This is a genomic window from Streptomyces telluris (assembly GCF_024519335.1).
Classification (GTDB): domain Bacteria; phylum Actinomycetota; class Actinomycetes; order Streptomycetales; family Streptomycetaceae; genus Streptomyces; species Streptomyces telluris.
The window spans coordinates 16,803-38,049 of sequence record NZ_JANIID010000010.1 but is presented as its reverse complement, the minus strand read 5'-3'; the positions used below and the strand labels follow the sequence as shown (position 1 = coordinate 38,049).

The 21,247-nt window shown below is 73.0% G+C and carries 17 protein-coding genes; 7 read left to right on the top strand and 10 right to left on the bottom strand.

Annotated features, from left to right (window positions below):
* The first annotated feature begins 242 nt into the window (after positions 1-242).
* The 4 genes from NQU55_RS13720 to NQU55_RS13705 are packed head-to-tail and all read left to right on the top strand — an operon-like array spanning position 243 to position 4,785.
* Positions 243-1,091 (top strand): M24 family metallopeptidase, encoded by an 849-nt coding sequence (locus NQU55_RS13720; protein ID WP_168090768.1) that lies wholly within the window; start codon positions 243-245, stop codon positions 1,089-1,091.
* Entirely contained in the window at positions 1,088-2,872 is a 1,785-nt protein-coding gene (locus NQU55_RS13715) for an SDR family oxidoreductase (protein WP_168090769.1), read from the top strand. The genes NQU55_RS13720 and NQU55_RS13715 overlap by 4 nt, the downstream gene beginning before the upstream one ends.
* Before the next feature lie 20 nt (positions 2,873-2,892).
* Positions 2,893-3,807, top strand: a complete 915-nt coding sequence (locus NQU55_RS13710; RefSeq protein WP_168090770.1) for a metal-dependent hydrolase — start codon at positions 2,893-2,895, stop codon at positions 3,805-3,807.
* A 12-nt stretch (positions 3,808-3,819) separates the two neighbouring features.
* Positions 3,820-4,785 (top strand): MerR family transcriptional regulator, encoded by a 966-nt coding sequence (locus NQU55_RS13705; RefSeq protein ID WP_168090771.1) that lies wholly within the window; start codon positions 3,820-3,822, stop codon positions 4,783-4,785.
* Positions 4,786-4,848: 63 nt separating this feature from the next.
* Here the strand turns inward: NQU55_RS13705 and NQU55_RS13700 are convergent, their stop codons facing one another.
* Positions 4,849-6,198, bottom strand: a complete 1,350-nt coding sequence (locus NQU55_RS13700) for a carotenoid oxygenase family protein (protein ID WP_168090772.1) — start codon at positions 6,196-6,198, stop codon at positions 4,849-4,851.
* Positions 6,199-6,227: 29 nt separating this feature from the next.
* Positions 6,228-6,785 carry a hypothetical protein gene (locus NQU55_RS13695; protein ID WP_168090773.1) on the bottom strand — a complete coding sequence of 186 codons (558 nt, stop codon included), beginning with the start codon at positions 6,783-6,785 and terminating at the stop codon, positions 6,228-6,230.
* 114 nt (positions 6,786-6,899) lie between these two features.
* Here NQU55_RS13695 and NQU55_RS13690 point away from each other — a divergent pair, with 114 nt between their 5' ends.
* Together NQU55_RS13690 and NQU55_RS13685 are read left to right on the top strand one after the other, a co-directional pair.
* Entirely contained in the window at positions 6,900-7,427 is a 528-nt protein-coding gene (locus tag NQU55_RS13690) for a PadR family transcriptional regulator (RefSeq protein ID WP_168090774.1), read from the top strand.
* Positions 7,427-7,969: an RNA 2'-phosphotransferase gene (locus tag NQU55_RS13685; RefSeq protein WP_168090775.1), complete on the top strand. Its 543-nt coding sequence runs from the start codon at positions 7,427-7,429 to the stop codon at positions 7,967-7,969. The genes NQU55_RS13690 and NQU55_RS13685 overlap by 1 nt, the downstream gene beginning before the upstream one ends.
* A gap of 66 nt (positions 7,970-8,035) precedes the next feature.
* Here the strand turns inward: NQU55_RS13685 and pspAB are convergent, their stop codons facing one another.
* The 3 genes from pspAB to NQU55_RS13670 all read right to left on the bottom strand — a co-directional run bounded on the left by pspAB (position 8,036) and on the right by NQU55_RS13670 (position 10,596).
* Positions 8,036-8,620 (bottom strand): PspA-associated protein PspAB, encoded by a 585-nt coding sequence (gene pspAB, locus NQU55_RS13680; protein WP_168090776.1) that lies wholly within the window; start codon positions 8,618-8,620, stop codon positions 8,036-8,038.
* 40 nt (positions 8,621-8,660) lie between these two features.
* Positions 8,661-9,590, bottom strand: coding sequence for a zinc metalloprotease HtpX (gene htpX, locus NQU55_RS13675; RefSeq protein WP_168090777.1), 930 nt, complete (start codon positions 9,588-9,590; stop codon positions 8,661-8,663).
* 103 nt (positions 9,591-9,693) lie between these two features.
* Positions 9,694-10,596 (bottom strand): LLM class flavin-dependent oxidoreductase, encoded by a 903-nt coding sequence (locus NQU55_RS13670; RefSeq protein WP_168090778.1) that lies wholly within the window; start codon positions 10,594-10,596, stop codon positions 9,694-9,696.
* Positions 10,597-10,710: 114 nt separating this feature from the next.
* Here NQU55_RS13670 and NQU55_RS13665 point away from each other — a divergent pair, with 114 nt between their 5' ends.
* Positions 10,711-11,613, top strand: coding sequence for a Cof-type HAD-IIB family hydrolase (locus NQU55_RS13665; protein ID WP_168090779.1), 903 nt, complete (start codon positions 10,711-10,713; stop codon positions 11,611-11,613).
* Between the two features lie 26 nt (positions 11,614-11,639).
* Here NQU55_RS13665 and NQU55_RS36460 read toward each other — a convergent pair whose 3' ends face one another.
* From NQU55_RS36460 to NQU55_RS13640, 5 genes are all read right to left on the bottom strand, one after another.
* Complete coding sequence (locus tag NQU55_RS36460) at positions 11,640-12,776, bottom strand: M23 family metallopeptidase (RefSeq protein WP_168090780.1); 1,137 nt, start codon at positions 12,774-12,776, stop codon at positions 11,640-11,642.
* 99 nt (positions 12,777-12,875) lie between these two features.
* Positions 12,876-14,564, bottom strand: coding sequence for a sensor histidine kinase (locus NQU55_RS13655; protein WP_168090796.1), 1,689 nt, complete (start codon positions 14,562-14,564; stop codon positions 12,876-12,878).
* Positions 14,565-14,658: 94 nt separating this feature from the next.
* Positions 14,659-18,219, bottom strand: a complete 3,561-nt coding sequence (cydD, locus tag NQU55_RS13650) for a thiol reductant ABC exporter subunit CydD (RefSeq protein WP_168090781.1) — start codon at positions 18,217-18,219, stop codon at positions 14,659-14,661.
* Positions 18,220-18,330: 111 nt separating this feature from the next.
* Positions 18,331-19,338 (bottom strand): cytochrome d ubiquinol oxidase subunit II, encoded by a 1,008-nt coding sequence (gene cydB, locus NQU55_RS13645; RefSeq protein WP_168090782.1) that lies wholly within the window; start codon positions 19,336-19,338, stop codon positions 18,331-18,333.
* 39 nt (positions 19,339-19,377) lie between these two features.
* Complete coding sequence (locus NQU55_RS13640) at positions 19,378-20,946, bottom strand: cytochrome ubiquinol oxidase subunit I (protein ID WP_168090783.1); 1,569 nt, start codon at positions 20,944-20,946, stop codon at positions 19,378-19,380.
* Positions 20,947-21,247 lie beyond the last annotated feature (301 nt).

Here is a 21,247-nt window from a genome sequence, read left to right as displayed (position 1 = left end):
GTCAGACCTGACGGCTGGTTCCGTGTAGTCCTCGGGTCTGACGTGCCCGTAGGGGAACGGTCCGCAGGGAGGGGTGGGCCGGGTGCCGGGCCTGGTGCGGGGCCGGCGGAGGGTGCGGGGCGGCGAAGAGGTTTTCCACAGGCCGTGCACGACTCTTGACGCAGCCGCCGGTCATTGTCACATTCATCAGTGTCACGTTACGGACGCGTACCGGAGTCGGCTCACGGGACGGACGAATGGCCATGACCTCAGCAGTGCCCCGGCAACTCAGCAGCGAGTTGCGGGGCTTCAGGGAAGTCCAGCGGCTGGCCTACGACTGCGCGGAGGCGGTGGCCGCACAGCTCGGGCCGGGCGTCACCGAGCGCGAGGCGGCCCGGATGCAGCGGGAGTGGCTGCGCCGGCGCGGCGTGCGGGACTGGTTCCACCTGCCCTTCGCCTGGTTCGGGGACCGCACGGCGTTCGCGGGCTTCCGGGTGCCCCTGCAGTTCTTCCCGACCGAGCGGCGGCTGGAGGCGGGGATGCCCTTCATCCTCGACATGGCCCCGGTCCACCGCGGCTTCACGGCCGACATCGGCTACTCCGGCTGTCTGGGCCCGAACCCGCTGCACGACCGCCTGATGGCCGATCTCGCGGAGCACCGGGAGCTCGTCCTGCGCGAGGTGCGCGAGCGCCGCCCCCTGCGCGGGATATACGAGGACGTGGACCGGCTCATGGTCCGCCAGGGCTATGCCAACCGGCACCGCGCCTATCCGTTCGGGGTGATCGCGCACAAGGTGGGCCGGGTCAGGGAGCGCCGCTGGTCCCCGCATGTGTTCGGGTTCGGCACCCAGGCGCTCAAGGGGCTCGCTTCCGACGCGCTGCGCGGGCACCGGGAGGGCTGGTCCCCGCTGTGGAGCCCGCACCGGTTCTCCGACCACCCGCCCCGGCCGGGCCTGTGGGCGGTCGAGCCCCACCTCGGCTTCCGGGGCACGGGCGCGAAGTTCGAGGAGCTTCTGGTGGTCACCGACTCCCGGGATCCCGAGGAGAGCGCGTTCTGGCTGGACGACGACCTGCCGCACGTGCGGCGCACGCAGGAGGAGAGGGCCGCATGAGCGAGAACGCCGGCAACAGCGCGGGACTCGAGGGCGCGCGGGAGCGCCGGATCCGCACGGGCGGGGTCGAGCTGTGCGTGGCGGAGCTGGGCGACGCCTCACTGCCCACGATGGTGCTCGTGCACGGCTATCCGGACAGCAAGGAGGTCTGGTCCGAGGTCGCCGAGCGGCTGCGCGACCGCTTCCACGTCGTGCTGTACGACGTGCGCGGCCACGGCCGCTCCACCGCGCCGAAGCCGCTGCGCGGGGGCTTCACCCTGGAGAAGCTCACGGACGACTTCCTGGCCGTCGCGGATGCGGTGAGCCCGGACGCCCCGGTGCACCTGGCCGGGCACGACTGGGGCTCGGTGCAGGCGTGGGAGTTCGCCACCGCCGCCCGGACCGAGGGCCGCATCGCCTCCTTCACCTCCATCTCCGGCCCCTCCCTCGACCACATGGCGATGTGGTTCCGCAAGCGCGCGGCGCGGCCCACCCCTCGGCGGGTGGCCCAGATGCTCGGCCAGAGCGCCCGCTCCTGGTACGTGTACGCGCTGCACACCCCCGGGCTGCCGGAGGCCGCCTGGCGCGGCCCGCTGGGCAAGCAGTGGCCCAAGCTGATGGCCCGCCTGGAGAAGCTCCCGGTCTCGGGCTATCCGACGCCCTCCCTGCCGTCGGACGCCGCCCACGGCGCCTGGCTCTACCGCGACAACATCCGCGCCCGGCTGCGCCGCCCGCGCACCGACGCCTACGCCCACGCGCCCGTGCAGCTGATCACCCCCACCGGTGACGCCTACCTCTCGGAGCGGCTCTACGACGACCTGGAGCAGTGGGCCCCCGGCCTGGTGCGGCGCAATCTGGCCGCCAAGCACTGGGTGCCGCGCACCCGGCCGGATCAAGTGGCGGCATGGATCGCCGAGTTCGCACTGTCCCGGCAGGAGGGCGGGCGGGCAGCGGAGACCGGACCCGCCGGCCCGTACGCGCGCTGGTTCGCCGGACGGCTGGTGCTGGTCACGGGGGCGGCCAGCGGCATCGGCCGGGCCACCGCGTTCGCGTTCGCCGAGGCGGGCGCCCGGGTCGTCGCCGTCGACCGGGACCCGGAGGGCGCGGCCCGTACGGCCGACATGGCCCGGCTGATCGGCTCCCCCGGCGCCTGGGGCGAGTGCGCCGACGTCTCGGACGAAGCGGCGATGGAGAAGCTCGCCGCGAAGGTCGCCGCCGAGTACGGCGTGGTGGACGTGCTGGTCAACAACGCCGGGATCGGGCTCGCCGGATCCTTCATGGACACCTCGGCCGAGGACTGGCGCAAGGTGCTCGACGTCAACCTGTGGGGCGTCATCCACGGCTGCCGCCTCTTCGGCAAGCAGATGGCCGAGCGCGGCCAGGGCGGCCACATCGTCAACACGGCCTCGGCCGCGGCCTTCCAGCCCTCCCGGACCCTTCCCGCGTACAGCACGTCCAAGGCGGCGGTGCTGATGCTGAGCGAGTGCCTGCGCGCCGAGCTGGCCGGGCAGGGCATCGGCGTCTCCGCCATCTGCCCCGGCATCGTCAACACCCCGATCACCGGCGCCACGCGCTTCGCCGGGGTCTCCGAAGAGGAGCAGCGGCACATGCGCACCAAGGCGAGCCGGGCCTACGGCCGCCGCAACTACCCGCCGGAGAAGGTCGCCGAGGCGGTCCTGCGAGCGGTGGTCCGCAACCAGGCGGTCGTGCCGGTCACCCCCGAGGCCCACGGCCTCCACTTCATGTCCCGCTTCGCCCCGTGGGCGCAGCGGGCCCTCGCCCGGATCGAGCCGCCGCTGTAGCGGACGGCGGAGGAGCAGAAATGACCGACGGCCACGCGGGCGGGCACACGATAGCCCCCCGCCGCGTCTCCTTCGAGTGGGACACGACGCCCCTGCACTGGATACCCGACGAGCCCACCGCGACCCACGTCATCAACGTCCTGCACCTGCTGCTGCCCGCCGGGGAGCGGTGGTTCGTCAAGGTGTTCAAGGAGGCCCTCCCGCTGGTCGGGGACCCGGCGCTGCTCAAGGACGTCAAGGGGTTCATGGGCCAGGAGGCCACGCACAGCGTGCAGCACGCGTACGTGCTCGGCCACCTGGCCGCACAGGGCCTGGACACCAGCGCGTACACCCGCCACGTCGACTACCTCTTCGACGTCCTGCTCGGTGAGCGACCGCCGTTCGGCCTGCCGGTGACGGCACCGGAGTGGCTGCGCTTCCGGCTCTCGCTGATCGCCGCCATCGAGCAGTTCACGGCCGTGCTGGGCAACTGGGTGCTGGAGGCGGAGGGCCTCGACCGGGCCGTGCCCGACCCGGTGATGCTGGACCTGCTGCGCTGGCACGGCGCCGAGGAGGTCGAGCACCGCTCGGTCGCCTTCGACATGTACGAGCACTGCGGCGGGGAGGATCCCGGGCGCTACGCCCGCCGCGCCCTGGGCATGGCCGTGACGGCGCCCGTGCTGTTCTACCTGTGGGGCTACGGCGCCCGGTTCCTGATCCGCAACGACCCCCGGCTCGTGGGGCGGATGCGCTACTCGCTGCGCGCGCACAACCGGGCCGTGGCGAAGGGCCTGCTGCCGGGCTGGCGCGAGCTGGGCTCGGCCGTGCCCCGCTACCTCCGGCGGTCGTACCATCCCTCGAAGGAGGGGTCGCTGCGCAGGGCCGTTGACTATCTGGCGACCTCACCCGCGGCACGGACCGCGGCGGGCGCGATAGGCCGCGCGGCCCTCTCGTAAGGAGCGACCCACTTGTCCGAGCATCCCGGGCGACCCGAGCGGCCCCACGAATACCGCATCGAGGACCTCGCCCACCGCAGCGGCGCCACGGTCCGCACGATCCGCGCCTACCAGGACCGCGGGCTGCTGCCCAAGCCGGAGCGGCGCGGGCGCGCCAACGTCTACCGGGACGCGCACCTGGCGCGGCTGCACCAGGTCGCGGGGCTCCTCGACCGGGGCTACACCCTGGCCAGCATCAAGGAGCTGCTGGACGCCTGGGACACCGGCCGCGGCCTGGGCGGGGTCCTCGGGCTGGTGGCCGAGGTGGACGGGCCGTGGACGGACGAGGAGACGGGCCGGATCACCCGCGCGGAGCTCGACGCCCGCTTCGGCGGCGTCCCCGACGACGCCGCCGTGGAGGAGGCGGTGCAGCTCGGCGTCCTCGTGCGCGTACCGGGCTCGCCCGGGGAGTTCCTCGTCCCGAGCCCGCAGGAGCTGGCAGTCGCCGCCGAGCTCCACGCCGCGGGGGTGCCCCTGCCCGCCATCACCGGCCACCTGCGCGAACTGCGCACGAGAGTCGAGCACATAGCGGGCCGCTTCCTGGACTTCACCACCGAATACGTCTTCCGGCAGTACTTGGACCACGCGCCCACCGACGAGGAGGCCGCCGAGGCCGCCGCACTGGTGCGCCGCCTGCGCCCCCTGGCCCAGCAGACGGTCGACGCCGAACTCGCCCGCGCCATGCGCGCCATGGCCACGCGCTACCTCCGCGACCACCTGGACGGCGAGGCCGCCGTGGGCACGGCCGGCGGGGGCGGCGACGCGGTCGGCTCGCCGGCGTCCGCCCGGGGAGACGTCAGGCTGCCCGAGGAGACGGTCCGGGCCGTGGCGGCTCTCGTGGGGCCGGGGAACGTCGCCGCTTTCATCGCCGCTGCCGCGGAGCGCGAGGTCCGGGCCCGCACCATGGACGCGCTGGTCACCCGCCCGGAGGACGCATAGCCGTCGGCGATCCGCCGGTGATCAGGCCGGTGACCGGGCCGGTGACCGGGACGTTGATCCGCTTCAGCGGTCCGCGAGCCAGTTGCCGTGAAAGCCGTAGGGCACCCGCTGCGGCAGATGGACGGTGGCCACCGGGGCCGCGGCGAGGTCGTTGGCGTCGAGTATGACGAGGTCGCTCCGGTCGGTCGCCGCGTCGTGGACGTACGTCAGCAGCCATCCGGGGCCGCCCGGGCGGTCGTCGGCGGGGGCGAACGCCGCCTCGGCAGGGGTCCGCCCGGGCCCGAAGTCGTGGCGGGCGACGGAACCCGTGTGCAGGTCGTAGCGGAGCAGGGCGGCCCGCTCCTGGGGCCTGCCGGGGAGTGCGGCGCTGGTGACGTGCCCGTACCGGGACGCGAGACCCGCGAGCCGGTCGTCGATCCGGGGGAACTCACAGGGCTGATCGTCCAGTTGTTCCTCGGCCACCGCTCCGGTCGCCAGGTCGAGGGTCCACCGCCACAAGGTGGCGTGGGCGCGCTCCCCGGCCTCGCTCCCGTAGTGCGGATAGCGGGCCACGTACAGCACGATCCGCTCCCCGCCGGGGTGCTGTTCTTCGTGGGCGTTGAGGGAGTGGAAGACGTAGCAGGGGTCGATGGCGAACCACCGCACCTCGCCGTAGGGGTCGTCACGGCGCAGCACCCCCAGCCGGGCGCCGTAGCCGGGGTCCCACGCGTACGGCATGCCGCCGCCGGGCCGTACCGCACGGTCGAAGTCGAAGAGCACCGGTAGGTCCATGAAGACGACGTGGGAGCGGGTGAGGTGGAAGTCGTGCATCATCGTGTGCGCGGGGACGTCGATCGGTCTGCTGACCGCCAACTCGCCGTCCGCATCCGCCCGGTGATAGGTGAGGTAGGGCGCGGCCAGGCCTCCGTAGCCGAAGAAGTGCAGCTCGCCCGTGGCCGGGCAGGTCTTGGGGTGGGCGGTCATGGGCGTCGTCAGACGGCCGCCGAAGTCGTGGGGCCCGACGGTCTCCAGCTCGTGTCCGCGCCGGTCGTCGAGCTCGTAGGGGTAGGAGGACTCGACCAGGGCGAGGGTGCGGCCGGCGTGCCGCACCACATGGGTGTTGGCGGCTCCTGCGGCGAGATCGCGGGTGCCGCGCTCGTCGTAGATACGGGCGCCGTCGGTGAACGTGGAGGTGCGGACCCAGCGGTTGCGGTAGGAGGTGGCCCGGCCGGCCTCCAGGCGCACGCCGTGGATCATGCCGTCGCCGAAGAACCAGTGACCGGATGCCGCGTCCCGGGGGTTGGGCCCGTTGCGCAGGTACCAGCCGGTGAGCTCGGGCGGGACCGCCCCGGTGACCGGGAGGTCGTAGGAGGTCAGCTCCTCCGTCACGGGCGCGAAGTTGCCGGCGAGGTGGGCGGGCGCGGTCGTCGTCATGGCGCGGATCTCCTCTGCGGTGAAGGGGGTTACCGGGCTGCCGGGGCGTGGCGGGCGCGGGCACGCTCGGGGTAACGGGCGGTGAAGAGGGCGGGCAGGGCGAAGCCCGCGGCCTGGACCGGGACGGATATCGCACTGCCGAGGCCGGCGGCGCTCACGGCGGCCAGCGCGACGGCCGTCACGGTGAAGGCGAGGGCCCAGGCGGAGGTGATCACGACATTGATACGGCGGAAGAACGGGGTGTCCCACACCTCGGGCGGCGCCTGCGTCTTGGCGATGCCCGTCGTGAACGGACGGCCGACGGCCAGCGTGGCCCAGGCGGTGAGCGCGAGCCATCCCAGGGACAGGGCACCGCCGAAGTGCCGCAGCCCGCTGTGCGGGAGGGCGAAGGCCAGGACGGCGAGCGCGGCGAAGAAGCAGACCGTGCTGACCTCCAGGATCAGCGAACTCCCCGCGGCGCCGGCCTTGCGCTCCTGGACCAGCAGCCCGGCCCCGGCGACGAGCCCGGCCACCGCGCCCCACTGCCAGCCGGCGGAGGAGACGACCGCGAAGGCGATCCAGGGAATGAAGCCACGCACATAGTTCATCGAAGTCTCCTCGGGAGGCCGGCGCCGGCCCTCCCGCCGACATTCCAACTCTGACAGGTCAAAGGTAGAAGCTCCTCACTCGACATGTCAACAGTGGAAGGTAGAGTGGAGGGCATGAGCCTGAGACACGCGATGCTGGGCCTGCTGGCCGACCAGCCCGCCAGCGGGTACGACCTGATGAAGCGGTTCGAGACCTCGCTGAACAACGCCTGGCCCGCCACCCAGAGCCAGGTCTACGGCGAGCTGGGCAAGCTCACGAAGGCCGGCATGCTGGAGGTCGCGGCGGAGGGCCCGCGCGGCCGCAAGGAGTACGCGATCACGGACGAGGGCCGCGCCGAGCTGCACCACTGGCTCACCGAGACCCCGCCCAGCACGGGCCGCCGCAGCGAAGCCCTCCTGCGGGTCTTCTTCCTCAACCACCTCACGCCCGTGGAAGCCACGGCCTACCTCATGGGCGAGGCCGAGCGGGCGGCGGGCCTCCACAAGGCGCTGGAGGAAGTCGAGCGCAATGTCGACTGGGGAGACGACGCGCTGTCCGTGAACGGCCGGCTGGCGCTCGAGTACGGCCTGCGCTTCGCCGCCATGCGCGAGGAATGGGCCCGCTGGGCCGCCGAGGAACTCGGAAAGGCCCGGAGGCGGTAATGGACGCGCAGCGCGCGACGCGCATCTCGAAGTACCTGGCCAAGCACCTGCGGCACGAGCCGGACCGGATCGGCATCACCCTGGACGCCCAGGGGTGGACGCCCGTGGACGCCCTGCTGGCGGCGAGCGCGGCGCACGGCTTCCCCTTCAGCCGGGCCGAGTTGGAAGAGGTCGTCGCCGCCAGCGACAAGCAGCGCTACGCGCTCGACGGCGACCGCATCCGGGCCAACCAGGGGCACTCCGTGCCCGTGGAGCTCGGTCTGCCGGTCACCGAACCGCCTGCCGTGCTCTTCCACGGCACGGTGTCGCGCTCGGTCGCCGCGATCCGGGCCGAGGGCCTGCTCCCCATGGCCCGGCACGCCGTCCATCTGTCCCCCGACCGCGAGACCGCGACGCGCGTGGGCGCCCGGCGCGGCAAGGCGGTCGTGCTGACCGTGGACGCACAGGGGATGCACCGTGCGGGGCACGTCTTCCGCGTCAGCGAGAACGGCGTGTGGCTGGTCGAGCGCGTACCGGCCGAGTTCCTGCGCTTCCCCGGCTGAGCCCTCGCCCCGGGCCGGCGACGCCGGACCGCCCCTCCCCGGCCGCCCGGGGCGGGCCCGTCCTGCTCACAGACCGGGCGCGCCCCACACGGGGAACCAGCGCGCCAGGTCCTCCTCGACCCGCAGGTCGTCCGCCAGCAGCGCCCGCACCTGCAGTTCCAGGCCGTTGTCCCGCTTGTCCTGCCCTTCCGCCACCGGCGCGAAGGGATAGAACGTGCCGCGCTTGTAGAGGTAGACCAGAGCCAGCGAGCGCCCGCCGGCGTCGCGGAAGCCCATCAGGGAGCAGAGCAGCTGCGGCCCGAACCCTCCGTCCTGGAGCAGCGTGTTCACCGCGTGCAGGTCGTTGACCAGCGCGGCCGTGTCCTCCGGCGGCTGCCGTGCGAGCAGCCAGGTGTAGCCGTACGCGTCCCTGCTGAACTCCACGGGCACTCCGCCGCGCTCCGTGTCGGCGTCCAGCAGGTCACGTACGTCCCGCTGCAGCTGTACGAAGGCCCCGCCCTCCACGCTCGCGAAGCAGACCGAGCCCAGCCCGGTCGGGGCGAACCCCGCGCCCGCCTGGAGGGTGACCGCGGCGGAGGGCAGGGCGAAGAGCTGGTCGAGGTCGGGGCGGACCGGCTTGCTGCGGCCGAGGATGGCGTCCAGGAAGCCCACGGGCGCACGCTCCTTCCGGGCGGGGACGGCGATCGGGCTGTCAGGCGCGGCCGAGCCGGGCCGAGATCCGGCCGAGCTGCTCCAGCCGCTGTTCCAGCGTCGGGTGGGAGGAGAGCAGGCGCCCGAAGCTCTCCTTGGAGAAGGCGGGCGCGAAGTAGAAGGCGTTGAAGGGCTCGGCCTGCCGCAGGTCGCGGGTGGGGATCCGGGCCATCTCACCGGTGACCTTGGTCAGGGCGGCGGCCAGGGCGGAGGGCCGGCCGGTCAGCAGGGCGCCGGCACGGTCGGCCGACAGCTCCCGGTAGCGCGACAGCAGGCGGGTGAGCAGGAAGCTGATCGCGTAGACGACGGCGCTGATCAGCGGGATCAGCACGACCAGGACGGCCGTGTTGCTGTCGCGCTCGCCCGCGCGGCGGAAGCCGCCCCACAGGCCGACGCGGGTGATGACCCCGGCCAGGACGCCCAGGAAGGAGGCGATCGTCATGACGGCGACGTCGCGGTGGGCGACGTGGGAGAGCTCGTGGGCGAGGACCCCCTCCAGCTCCTCCGGCTCCAGCCTGCGCAGCAGCCCGGTGGTGGCGCAGACCAGCGAGTTCTTCCGGTTGCGCCCGGTGGCGAAGGCGTTGGGCACATCGCTGTCGGCGATCGCCACGCGCGGCTTCGGCATGTCCGCGAGCGCGCACAGGCGGTCGACGGCGCCGTGCAGCTCGGGCGCCTGCTCGGGGGTGACCTCGCGCGCCCCCATGCTGAAGGCGGCTATCCGGTCGCTGAACCAGAACTGCGCGACGAACAGGCCGCCCGCGAGGAGCAGGATGACCGGCCAGGCTCCGCGCAGGAGCGCCAGCAGCACGCCCACGAAGACCACGTAGAGCAGCCCGATGAAGAACATCGTGCTCACCATGCGGGCGGTGAGCCCCCGGTCGGGGGCGAACCGGGTGCTCGACGAGGAGCGCGAGGAGTGCGAGGAGTGCATGGGGGACCTCCCAGGCCGGCTCTCTGTGGAACGCGCCCCCCGTAGGTGCCTATGCCCCGATTCTCCCTCTCCACCCTCCGTGCCGGAATCCCGGCGGATGAGGTCAGGGCGAGAGCTGTGCGAGCCCGTCCGTCGCGATCTTCTCGAAGACGGCGACGTCCGCCGCGAAGACCGAGTCCGCGACGGGCCAGTGCACCACGATCTCGTCGATCCCGAGCTCCGCGTGCGAGCCGGCGAAGTCGACGAAGGCGTCCACTGAGTCCAGCGGCCGGTCCGGGCTGAAGCCCGTCAGCATGGTCTTGCCGAGCTCCGAGACGTCCCGGCCCAGCTCGGCACAGGCCGCGCCCAGCCGCTCGATCTGGCCCGCGACCGCCGCCCGGGACTGCTCGGGCGTGCCGGTCTCGAAGAGCTTCGGGTCGCCCGTGGTCACCCACGCCTGCCCGTGGCGGGCGGCGAGCCGCAGACCGCGCGGGCCCGTGGCCGCGACCGCGAAGGGCAGCCGGGGGCGCTGGACGCAGCCGGGGATGTTGCGCACCTCGAAGGCGGAGTAGTGCTCGCCCTCGTGCGTGACGACGCCCTCCGTGAGCAGGCGGTCCAGCAGCGGCACGAACTCGCCGAAGCGGTCGGCCCGCTCCCGCGGCGTCCACGGCTCCTGGCCGTCCTTCAGCAGCGCCGTGGCGTCGAAGCCGGAGCCTCCGGCGCCGATGCCGATGGTGATGCGGCCGCCCGAGATGTCGTCCAGGGAGATGAGCTCCTTGGCCAGCGTGACGGGGTGCCGGAAGTTCGGGGAGGTGACGAGCGTGCCCAGGCGTATCCGGGAAGTGGCGGTGGCGGCGGCGGTCAGCGTGGGGATCGCGCCGAACCACGGCCCGTCGCGGAAGGTCCGCCACGACAGGTGATCGTAGGTGTAGGCGGCGTGGAAGCCCAGCTCCTCGGCTCGCTGCCAGGCGGCCCGGCCGCCCTCGGACCAGCGGCGGTCGGGAAGGATCACGGTGCTCAGTCGCATGTCACCGAGCCTAAGCGGTGGGACCGGCACGCCCGGGGTGACGACGGGCACACCGGCTTGAAGGCATACGCGGCCTTACGTACACCTGTGCGTCGCATATGCCCGTGGCCCAGAATGGAACCCGTGACTTCAGCTACCGAGCAGCCCGAGACCCCCGCCGCGCAGCGGCCCGCCGCCATGCCCCGGCTGATCGCCACCGACCTGGACGGCACGCTCCTGCGGGACGACAAGACGGTCTCCGAGCGCACCGTGGCGGCGCTCGCCGCGGCCGAGGCTGCGGGCATCGAGGTCTTCTTCGTCACCGGGCGCCCGGCCCGCTGGATGGACGTGGTCAGCGATCACGTGCAGGGTCACGGCCTGGCGATATGCGCCAACGGCGCCGCCGTCGTGGACCTGCGCGACGGCGCCCGCTTCGTCGAGGTCCGCCCGCTGGAGCGCGCCGACGCCCTCGCCGTCGTACACGCCGTCCGCGCCGCGGCCCCGGGCTCCTCGTTCGCCGTCGAGCGCACCGCCGGCATCCACTACGAGCCCGAGTACCCGCCGTTCTTCCTCGACCCGGGAGCGGTCGTCGCCCCCGCGGAGAAGCTGCTGGCCGAGGACGGCGGGTACACCGAGCCGATCCTCAAGCTGCTGGCCAGCCACCCCGACCTGGCCCCGGACGAGTTCCTCGCCATCGCCCGCGAGGCCGCCGGCGCGCACGGATCCTTCACCCGGTCCAGCCCCACCGCCCTGCTGGAGATCAGCGGGCCGGGCGTCAGCAAGGCCAGCACCCTGGCCCGGTGCTGCGCCGAGCGCGGCATCGCCCCGGAGGATGTCGTGGCCTTCGGCGACATGCCCAACGACCTGGAGATGCTCGGCTGGGCCGGCACCGCGTACGCGATGGCCAACGCCCACCCGGAGGTGCTGGCGGTCACCACGCGCCACACCGTCGCCAACACCGAGGACGGCGTCGCGGCCGTCATCGAGCAGATCCTCCGCGCCGGCACCGGCGCGGACCCCGCCCGGCGTTCCGCCTAGCGGCCCGCGCGGCTGCAGCAGCACGCCTACAGCCGCACACCGCGGGCGTTCAGCCAGGGGACCGGGTCGACCGCCGACCCGAACTCGGGCGAGGTCCGGATCTCGAAGTGCAGGTGCGGTCCGGTGGAGTTGCCGGTGGTCCCGGACAGTCCGATCCACTGTCCGGCGCGCACCTGCTGCCCGGGCGTCACGAACGTCGCCGCGAGGTGCGCGTACTGCGAGTACCAGCCGTCGTCGTGCTGCACGACGAGGCTGATGCCGAACGCCCCTCCGCACCCGGACGCGACCACCGTGCCGGCGCCGATCGACCGCACCGGGGTGCCGGAGGGCACCGCGAAGTCCTGGCCGCTGTGCGTATTCGCCCAGTTGGCGCCCACTCCCCCGAAGCCCGCGGTCAGCTGGTACGAGGTGACCGGACGCGTCCAGCGCGCGGGCGTCTGCGCCGCGGCGTGGTCCGCACCCGCTCCCCCGCCGCCGGCGAGGGCGCGCCGGAGCGGGACGCAGCGGCCGTTGTCGATCGCCGCCTCCGCCATGGTGTTGAGATCTCTCCGGGCCTCCACCAGGCGCCCTTCGAGCGCGCGCACCTGCTCACGCAGCCGCTCGCTGTGCTTGTCGAGCCCGGGCCGGGAGAGGGCGAGCTCCTCCCCTTCGGCGACCAGCCTGCGGCTCTTGCGGTCGTCCTCGTCCACCATCCGCGCGAGGCGCGCCCGGCGGCGGGCGTCGGGCACCTGCACGGCCATCAGCTCAAGGGGGTCCTCGGCAGCCGATTCATCCGCAGGGACGGCGGTGAAGCCGCCGGTGCGGTACTGCGCGCGGGCGGCGGACCCCACGTCCTCCCGCAGCGTGTCCGAGACGACCCTCCGGCCCTCCAGCAGGCGGTCTATCTCCCGGGCCCGCTCCCTCTCCTCCTTCGCCGCGCGCAGCGCCTTCTCGTACTGCCTCCGCGTCTCTTCCTTCTCCTGCGCCAGCCGGAGCACCTCGGAGGTGACCCGGGTCGCACGGTCCGGCGCGCGGACCGTCTCGGGAGGGGCGGAGGGGAGTGAGGGAAGTGACGGGAAGCCCAGTGCGCACACGGCGCACACCACGCACATGACGGAGACGACCACGGCGCCGGCCCTCGGCAGCAGGCGCGGTCCGCGTATCGGGCGGTACAGGCGTCGCATGGACGCGATCTTGTCGCGTGTCCTGCCCGGGCGCGCCCGCTGAGGTCCGTTCGGAGGAACACCTGCGGCCGCCCGGGCGATCCGGGGCGAGACCCTCGTCTAAAGAGGTGCCTCCCACACCACCTTCGTGCCGCCCCCGTCCTCCCCGATCCCGGGCCCGTACGAGCTGGAGCCGCCCAGCGACTCGGCGCGCTTGGCGAGGTTCTTCAGGCCGCTGCGGCGGCCGCCCTCCGGGATGCCGACCCCGTCGTCCGCGACGGTCAGCCGCACCGCGGGCCTGCCGTCCGGGAGGGCGACCGTGGCGTCGACGACCACCTCCATGCGCGACGCCCGGGCGTGCCGGAAGGCGTTCGAGAGCGCCTCCCGCAGCGCAGCGATGAGGTTCTTGCCGGTGAGCTCCCCGACCTTCGCGTCGACGGGGCCGACGAAGCTCGCGGAGGGCTGGAAGCCCAGCGGCACGGCGGCCGTGCCCAGCTCGCGCAGGACGCGCGTACGCAGCCCCGCGGGCGCCTCGGCGGGGCCCTGCTGCAGCGCGAAGATGGCCGTACGGATCTCCTGGATCGTCACGTCCAGCTCGTCGACGGCCTGGCCGACCTTGAGCTTCACGTCGGGCACGACGGCGTTGCGCTGCGCGCTCTCCAGCATCAGCCCGGTGGCGAACAGCCGCTGGATGACCAGGTCGTGCAGGTCGCGGGCGATCCGGTCGCGGTCCTCGAAGACGGCCAACCGCTCGCGGTCGCGCTGCGCCTCGGCCATCACGAGCGCGAGGGCGGCCTGGGCGGCGAACTGGGCGGCGAGCGTGCGCTCGGCGGGCGTGAACTTGCGGGCGCCGCGCGCCCGCGGCGTCGCGAGCGTCCCCAGCACCCGGTCGCCGCTCTTGAGCGGCAGCAGCATGCTCGGCCCGAAGCGCGGGGCCACCCCCGTGATCATGCGCGGGTCGGTGGCGGAGTCGTCGACGAAGACCGGCTCCCCGGCCAGCAGGTCCGCGACGACCGGACTGTGCGCCGGCATCACGGTCCCCAGCAGGCCGGCGGGGTCGTCGGCCGAGACGGCCACCATCTCCAGCCCGCCGTCGTCGTCCGGCAGCAGCACGATGCCGGCGGCGGAGTCCGCGAGGCGGCGGGCCTGCTCGGCGACGACGGACAGTGCGTCCTCGGCGTCGCCGCGCGACAACAGGGCCGTCGTGACGGCAACGGAGCCGTCGATCCAGCGCATCCGCTGACGCTCTTCTTCGTGCACGCGCGCGTTGCCGATCGCGATGCCGGCCTCGGTGGCGAGGATCTTCACCATGTTCAGGTCGGCCAGGCTGAACTCGCGGCCGCCGAGCTTCTCGGTGAGGTAGAGGTTGCCGAAGATCTCGGCCCCGACGCGGATGGGCACGCCCAGGAAGGTCCGCATCGGCGGGTGACCGGGCGGGAACCCGGCCGAGCGCGGGTCGGAGGACAGGTCGGTGAGCATCACGGGCGCGGGCTGGTGGATGAGCGCGCCCAGCAGCCCGTGGTGGCCGTCGGGCAGCGCGCCGATGCGCTCGTGCTGCTCCTTGGTCACCCCGTACGTGATGAAGTCGGCCAGCCCCTCGCCGGTGGAGTCGATGACGCCGATGGCGGCGTAGCGGGCGTCGGCGAGCTCGGCGGCGGTCCGGGTGATGCGGTCGAGGGTCGTGTGCAGCTCCAGGCCGGTGCCGACCGAGCGCATCGCCTCCAGCAGCTGCGGCACGCGCGCGGTGAGCTCCGTGGACATGCCCTGGAGGCTGCGGGTGGCCTCCGTGGCGATGGCCAGGGGGTCCATCGGTCCCGGGCCTCTCCCGGGCGCCCCGGCGCCCCTGGGACCGGCGGCGCCCCGCGGGCTGGAGTCGTCTGCCGTGGCTGCCATACCCACGAGCCTAGTAAGCACCATTTGTCAGGGAAAGGGCTTCCAGGCCGGTGTCCGCCGCCTCTTCGCGCTCCAGCATCCGCCGGAAGGGCCCGTCGGCGGCCGCCAGCGCCTCGTACGAGCCCCTCTGCACCGTCCGGCCCCGTTCCAGCACGATCACCTCGTCGACCGCTTCCAGGCCCGTCAGCCGGTGCGTGATCAGCACGGTCGTGCGACCCTCCGTGGCCGCCAGCAGGTCGGCGGTCAGGGCGTCCGCCGTCGGCACGTCGAGGTGTTCGGCGGGCTCGTCCAGCACCAGCACGGGGAAGTCGGCGAGCAGCGCGCGGGCGAGCGCGAGCCGCTGCCGCTGGCCGCCGGACAGCCGTGCCCCGTGCTCCCCGACCAGGGTGTCGAGCCCCCGCGGAAGCCCTTCCACCCACTCCAGCAGCCGCGCCGACCGCAGGGCCTCGCGCAGGGCGGCCTCACTCGCGTCCGGCCGGGCCAGGCGCAGGTTCTCGCGCAGCGAGCTGTCGAAGATGTGCGCGTCCTGCGCGCACAGCCCGACCAGCTCGCGCACCGCGTCGCCCGCCATCGGCACGGTGTTCCGGCCGGCGAGGGTGTACGTGCCGGACTCCGCGTCGAGGAAGCGCAGCAGCACCTGGGCCAGCGTCGTCTTGCCCGCGCCGGACCGGCCCACCACGGCCACCCTGCGGCCCGCCGCCAGCTCCAGCCCGAACCCCTCCAGGGCGGGGACGGGCTGCCCGGGGTAGCGCGCCGTCAGGTCCGTCAGCCGCAGCGGGAAGGGCGTTCCGGGCGCGCCGGCCGTCCCTTCCCGGACGGGCAGGGGCGCGTCCAGCACCTCGTACACGCGCTCAGCGGACTTCCGTACGCGCTGCCGGTACTGCACCGCGAGCGGCAGCCCCGCCACGGCTTCGAACGCCGCCAGGGGCGTCAGTACGACGACCGCCAGCCACAGTCCGTCCAGCCGGCCGTCGTGCACGGCCGTCACTCCCGTCCAGGCGGCGGCGGCCACCGTCAGTCCGCACGCGAGGGCGGACAGACCGGATCCGAGTGCCGTGGCCGCGGCGGCGCGCCGGGCGATGCGGGTGAGCCGGCCATCCGCGGCACGCAGCCCGGTCAGCCGCGCCGGCAGGGCGCCCGCGACGGTCAACTCGTCCGTACCGGCGAGGACATCGACGACCCGGACCGACAACTCGCCCCGGGCGGGAGCCGACTGCCGTTCCGCCCGCCGGGCGACCGCGCCGGACAGCACCGGCACCGCCACCCCGGCCACGAGCAGCCCGACGGCGAGCACCAGGCCGGCTTCCGGGAGCAGCCACGCCGTGAAGCCGACGGCGGCGCCGCCGACGAGGACCGCCGAGCCGAGCGGCAGCAGCCAGCGCAGGAAGTAGTCCTGCAGCGCGTCCACGTCCGCCACCAGCCGGGACAGCAGGTCGCCCCGGTGGGTCTCGCGCAGCCCGGCGGGCGCCAGGCGCTCCAGCCTCCGGTACACGCCCGCCCGCAGGCCCGCGAGGGTGCGCAGGGCGGCGTCGTGGGAGACCAGGCGCTCGGCGTAGCGGAAGACGGCGCGCCCGATGCCGAACGCGCGGGTCGCGGTGACGGCGACCATCAGATAGAGCACGGGCGGCTGCTGCGAAGCCCGCGAGATCAGCCAGCCGGACACGGCCATCAGCCCGACGGCACTGCCGAGGGCGAGGGCTCCCAGCAGCAGCGCCAGGGCGAACCGGCCGCGCAGAGGGCGGGCGGCGGCCCGTACGCGCCCGAGGACGCGGGGGTCGTCGGCGACACCGGTCACATCTGATGCATCGGACTTGTCAGACGCATCAGCAACATCAGGAGAACCGGCAGCAGCTGGAGCTTCCTGACTCTGCCCCTCCGCGTTCCCCTCCGCCCCGGCCCCCCGCTGCGCCGGCACGGCATCGGCCCGGGAAACCGGTGCGGCGATCCGCACCGTCCGGTCGGCCACGGCCAGCAGCGCGGGCCGGTGCACCACCATGATCACGGTGCGTCCCGCGGCCAGCCGGCGGATCGCCTCGACGACCGACGCCTCGGTCTCGCCGTCCAGGTTCGCCGTCGGCTCGTCCAGGAGGAGGACCGGCCGGTCGGCGAGGAACGCCCGTGCCAGCGCGAGGCGTTGGCGCTGCCCTGCGGAGAGCCCGGCTCCGTTCTCGCCGAGGCGAGTGTCAGTGCCGTGGGGCAGCATGGAGACGAAGTCGAGCGCACCGGCCGCGCGCAGTGCTTCCCGCACCTGCGCGTCCGTGGCGCCGGGCCGTGCCAGTCGTACGTTCTCTGCGACTGTCCCGGCGAAGAGACGGGGTCGTTGCGGGACCCAGGCCACCTGGTCCCGCCAGCTTTCGGGGGAGAGCGATGCCAGATCCGTACCGTCCACGAGCACCCGGCCCGCGTCCGGGCGGGCGAAGCCGAGGAGCACGTTCAGCAGGGTCGTCTTGCCGCAGCCGCTGGGCCCCACGAGCGCGACCGTCTCCCCGGACCGCACCTCGAACGAGGTTTCGGGCAGGGAAGGTTCGGCCCGTCCCGCGTGCCACACCGCCAGCCGGTCGACCGTCAGGGTCGCCTGCCGCGCGTCGGGGGCGGGTGCGGTCCCGGCCGGGGCGGGCCCGGTCTCCAGGACGGCGAAGACCTCGTCCGCGGCCGTCAGCCCCTCGGCCGCGGCGTGGTACTGCGCGCCCACCTGCCGCAGCGGCAGATAGGCCTCGGGCGCGAGCACCAGGATCATCAGCCCGGTGTACAGGTCCAGTTCGCCGTGGACGAGCCGCATGCCGATGCCGACGGCGACCAGCGCGACCGACACGGTCGCGAGCAGTTCGAGGGCGAAGGAGGAGAGGAAGGCGAGGCGCAGGGTCCGCAGGGTGGCCCGCCGGTAGTCGGCGGTGATCGCACGGATCGACTCGGCCTGGGCCTTGGCCCGCCCGAAGACCTTGAGCGTGGGCAGCCCCGCGACGACGTCGAGGAAGTGCCCCGAAAGCCGTGTCAGCAGCCGCCATTGGCGGTCCATCCGCGACTGGGTGGCCCAGCCGATGAGCACCATGAAGAGGGGGATGAGCGGCAGCGTGAGGACGATGATCAGCGCGGAGATCCAGTCCGCGGAGACGATACGGGCGAGGACGGCGACCGGGACGACGACCGCGAGGCCGAGCTGGGGCAGGTAGCGGGCGAAGTAGTCGTCCAGCGCGTCGACGCCCCGTGTGGCGAGGGTGGTGAGCTCGCCCGTCCTGCGCGCGTCCAGCCATCCGGGGCCGAGCCGGGTGGCGTGCGTCAGCAGGCGGTCCCGCAGCTCGGACTTGACCGCCGCGCTCGCGCGGTGGGCCGTGAGTTCGGTGAGCCAGGAGACGGCGGCGCGGCCGGCGGCGACGGCCGCCAGCCCCGCCAGGGCCGGGCCCAGCCCGCCCGCCGTCCGCCCGTCCTGGAAGGCGCCGGTGACGATCTCCGCGATGAGCATCGCCTGGGCGATGACGAGCCCGGCGCCCGCCAGCCCCAGCACGACGGAGGCGGCGAGGAAGAAGCGGGTCGCGGTGGCGTACCGGAGCAGCCTGGGGTCGACGGGCTTCATGGCGGTCCGTCCTATCCGTCCTGAGGGGCCGGTGACTTGAGGGACCGGTGGCTTGAGGGGCGCGCGCCTCGAAGGGCGGGTGTCCCTCAGGTCACCGGCGGCCCGAAGGGCCTAGTGGGCAGCGGGGGCCGGGATGTGCTGGGTGCCGATCCGCTTGCGGAAGACCCAGTACGTCCACGCCTGGTAGGCGATGATCAGGGGTGTCATGGGCACCGCGACCCACGTCATGATCTTCAGCGTGTAGGGGCTGGAGGCGGCGTCCTCGACGGTCAGGCTCCAGGACGCGTTGGCCGAGGAGGGCATGACGTCCGGGAAGAGCGCGAGGAAGAGCAGCGCGAACGCCGCCGCGACCGCCACGCCGGAGCAGGCGAAGGCCCAGCCCTCGCGGCCGTAGTGGTTCACGACCAGCGCGGCGGCCAGGGCCGCCACGGTGACGATCAGGGCCGGCAGGCTGCGCCCGTTGCCCGACTCGGCCTGCGTCCAGCCGAGGAAGGCCACGGCGAGCACGCCCGAGGTCATGCCCAGCACGGTGGCGCGGGAGCGGGCGCGGTCGCGGATGTCGCCCACCGTCTTCAGCGCCGCGAAGACCGCGCCGTGGAAGGTGAACAGCACGAGGGTCAGGAGGCCGCCCAGCAGCGCGTACGGGCCGAAGAGGTCGGCGAGGGTGCCGGTGAAGTTCTTGTCCGGCCCGATCGGAACGCCGCGGACGATGTTCGCGAAGACGACGCCCCACAGGAAGGCGGGCAGCAGCGAGCACCAGAAGATCGCGTGTTCCCAGTTGCTCTGCCAGCGCTCCCCGCTGCGCTTGTGGCGGTACTCGAAGGCGACGCCGCGCACGATCAGGCACACCAGGATGGCCAGGAGGGGCAGGTAGAAGCCGCTGAAGAGGGTCGCGTACCAGTCCGGGAAGGCCGCGAAGGTGGCACCGGCCGCAGTGATCAGCCAGACCTCATTGCCGTCCCAGACGGGGCCGATCGTATTGATCAGCACCCGGCGCTCGGTGCGGTCCCGGGCCAGCAGCTTGGTCAGCACGCCTATGCCGAAGTCGAACCCTTCGAGGAAGAAGTAGCCGGTCCACAGGACGGCGATCAGCAGGAACCAGAAGTCGTGGAGGTGCATGGTCGGTTCTCCGTTCCGCCGTTCGAGCGGGTGAGCGCGTCAGTAGGCGAAGGTCAGCGGCTTGTCGGCGTCCTCGGGGCTCTCGCCGGAGGGCAGCCGCAGCCGGGGGTCCTTCGCGGGCGGCTTCTCGTCGGTGTCCGGTCCGGCCTTGGCGTACTTCACGAGCAGCTTGACCTCGACGACGGCGAGCACCCCGTACAGCAGGGTGAAGACGCCCATGGAGGTGAGCACCTCGCCCTGGCTGACGCCGGGCGACACCGCGTCGGCGGTCTTCATCAGGCCGTAGACGCCCCAGGGCTGGCGGCCCATCTCGGTGAAGATCCAGCCGAAGGAGTTGGCGATCAGCGGGAAGCCCATGGTGAGGACGCCGATCCGCCAGGACCAGGCGGTGAAGAAGGGGCTCATCTCGCGGGTCCGGGTCAGCATCAGCCGCGGGACCTCGTTCTCGCCGGTGCGGAACGCGGGCGCGAGCCAGAACTTCTTGCGGGTGGTCCACAGCCCGATCAGCGCGGCGACGAAGGAGGTCATCCCGAAGCCGATCATGAGCCGGAAGCCCCAGAAGGTCATGAAGATGCTGGGGATGTAGTCCTCGGGATCGCCGCCGTAGAGCGCGGCCTCCCGGGCGGCGATGTCGTTGATGCCGGGGACGGCCTCGCTGAAGTTGTTGTGGGCGAGGAAGGAGAGCAGGCCGGGGATCTCTATCTCGACGCTGTTGTGGCCCTTGGAGACGTCGCCGACGGCGAAGACCGAGAACGGTGCCGGCGCCTTGGTCTCCCACAGCGCCTCGGCCGCGGCCATCTTCATCGGCTGCTGCTCGAACATCACCTTGCCGAGCTCGTCGCCGCTGATCGCGGTGCCCAGGCCGGCGATCACCGCCACCGTCAGGCCGACGCGCAGCGAGGCGCGCATCGCACCGACCTGGCTGCGCTGCTTCTCCCCCAGCTCCTCGCCGCGCAGCTGCTTGCGCTTGGCGCGCCACAGGTGGAAGGAGGCGATGCCGACGATGAAGGCGCCGCCGGTGAGGAAGGCCGCGGTGAGGGTGTGGAAGACGACGACGAGCGTGGTGTTCTGGGTCAGCACGGCCCAGATGTCGGTCAGGTGCGCCTTGCCGGTCGCCTTGTCGACGGCGTAGCCGATGGGGTGCTGCATCCAGGAGTTCGCGGCGAGGATGAAGTACGAGGACAACAGCGTGCCGACGGCGACGATCCAGATGCACGCGCAGTGGATCTTCTTCGGCAGCTTGTCCCAGCCGAAGATCCACAGCCCGATGAAGGTCGACTCGAAGAAGAAGGCCAGCAGGGCCTCCATCGCGAGCGGGGCTCCGAAGACGTCACCGACGAAGCGGGAGTAGTCCGACCAGTTCATGCCGAACTGGAACTCCTGCACGATGCCGGTGACCACGCCCATCGCGATGTTGATGAGGAAGAGCTTTCCCCAGAACTTCGTGGCGTGGAAGTACTTCTCCTTGCCCGTGCGGACCCAGGCGGTCTCCAGCCCGGCGGTGATCGCGGCAAGGCTGATCGTGAGCGGGACGAAGAGAAAGTGGTAGACGGTCGTGATGCCGAACTGCCAGCGGGCCAGCGTCTCAGGAGCCAAAGCCAGATTCACTCGGTCTCTCCTTGCCTCTCGCGTCGCCGACGACACGGGTCGTCGGCGTTATGCACCTGTATGCCCCAGGTGAAGCAGGACAATAGGGCGCGCTTGTGAACGCGTTCACATTCACAAGCATTATGGCGCACCAGCTTTTCGGACAAGTGAGGGGGGTACCCCCTTCGGCCCTAGCGCCCGCCGCCCGGACGGCCGGACGGGCCGGTCCCGGCGCCGGCCCCCTCGCAGCCCGCCCCCTCCGGACATGCGCACCCCGCCCCATCCGGACACGCGAACGCCGCGCACCCCGGACAGGGGTGCG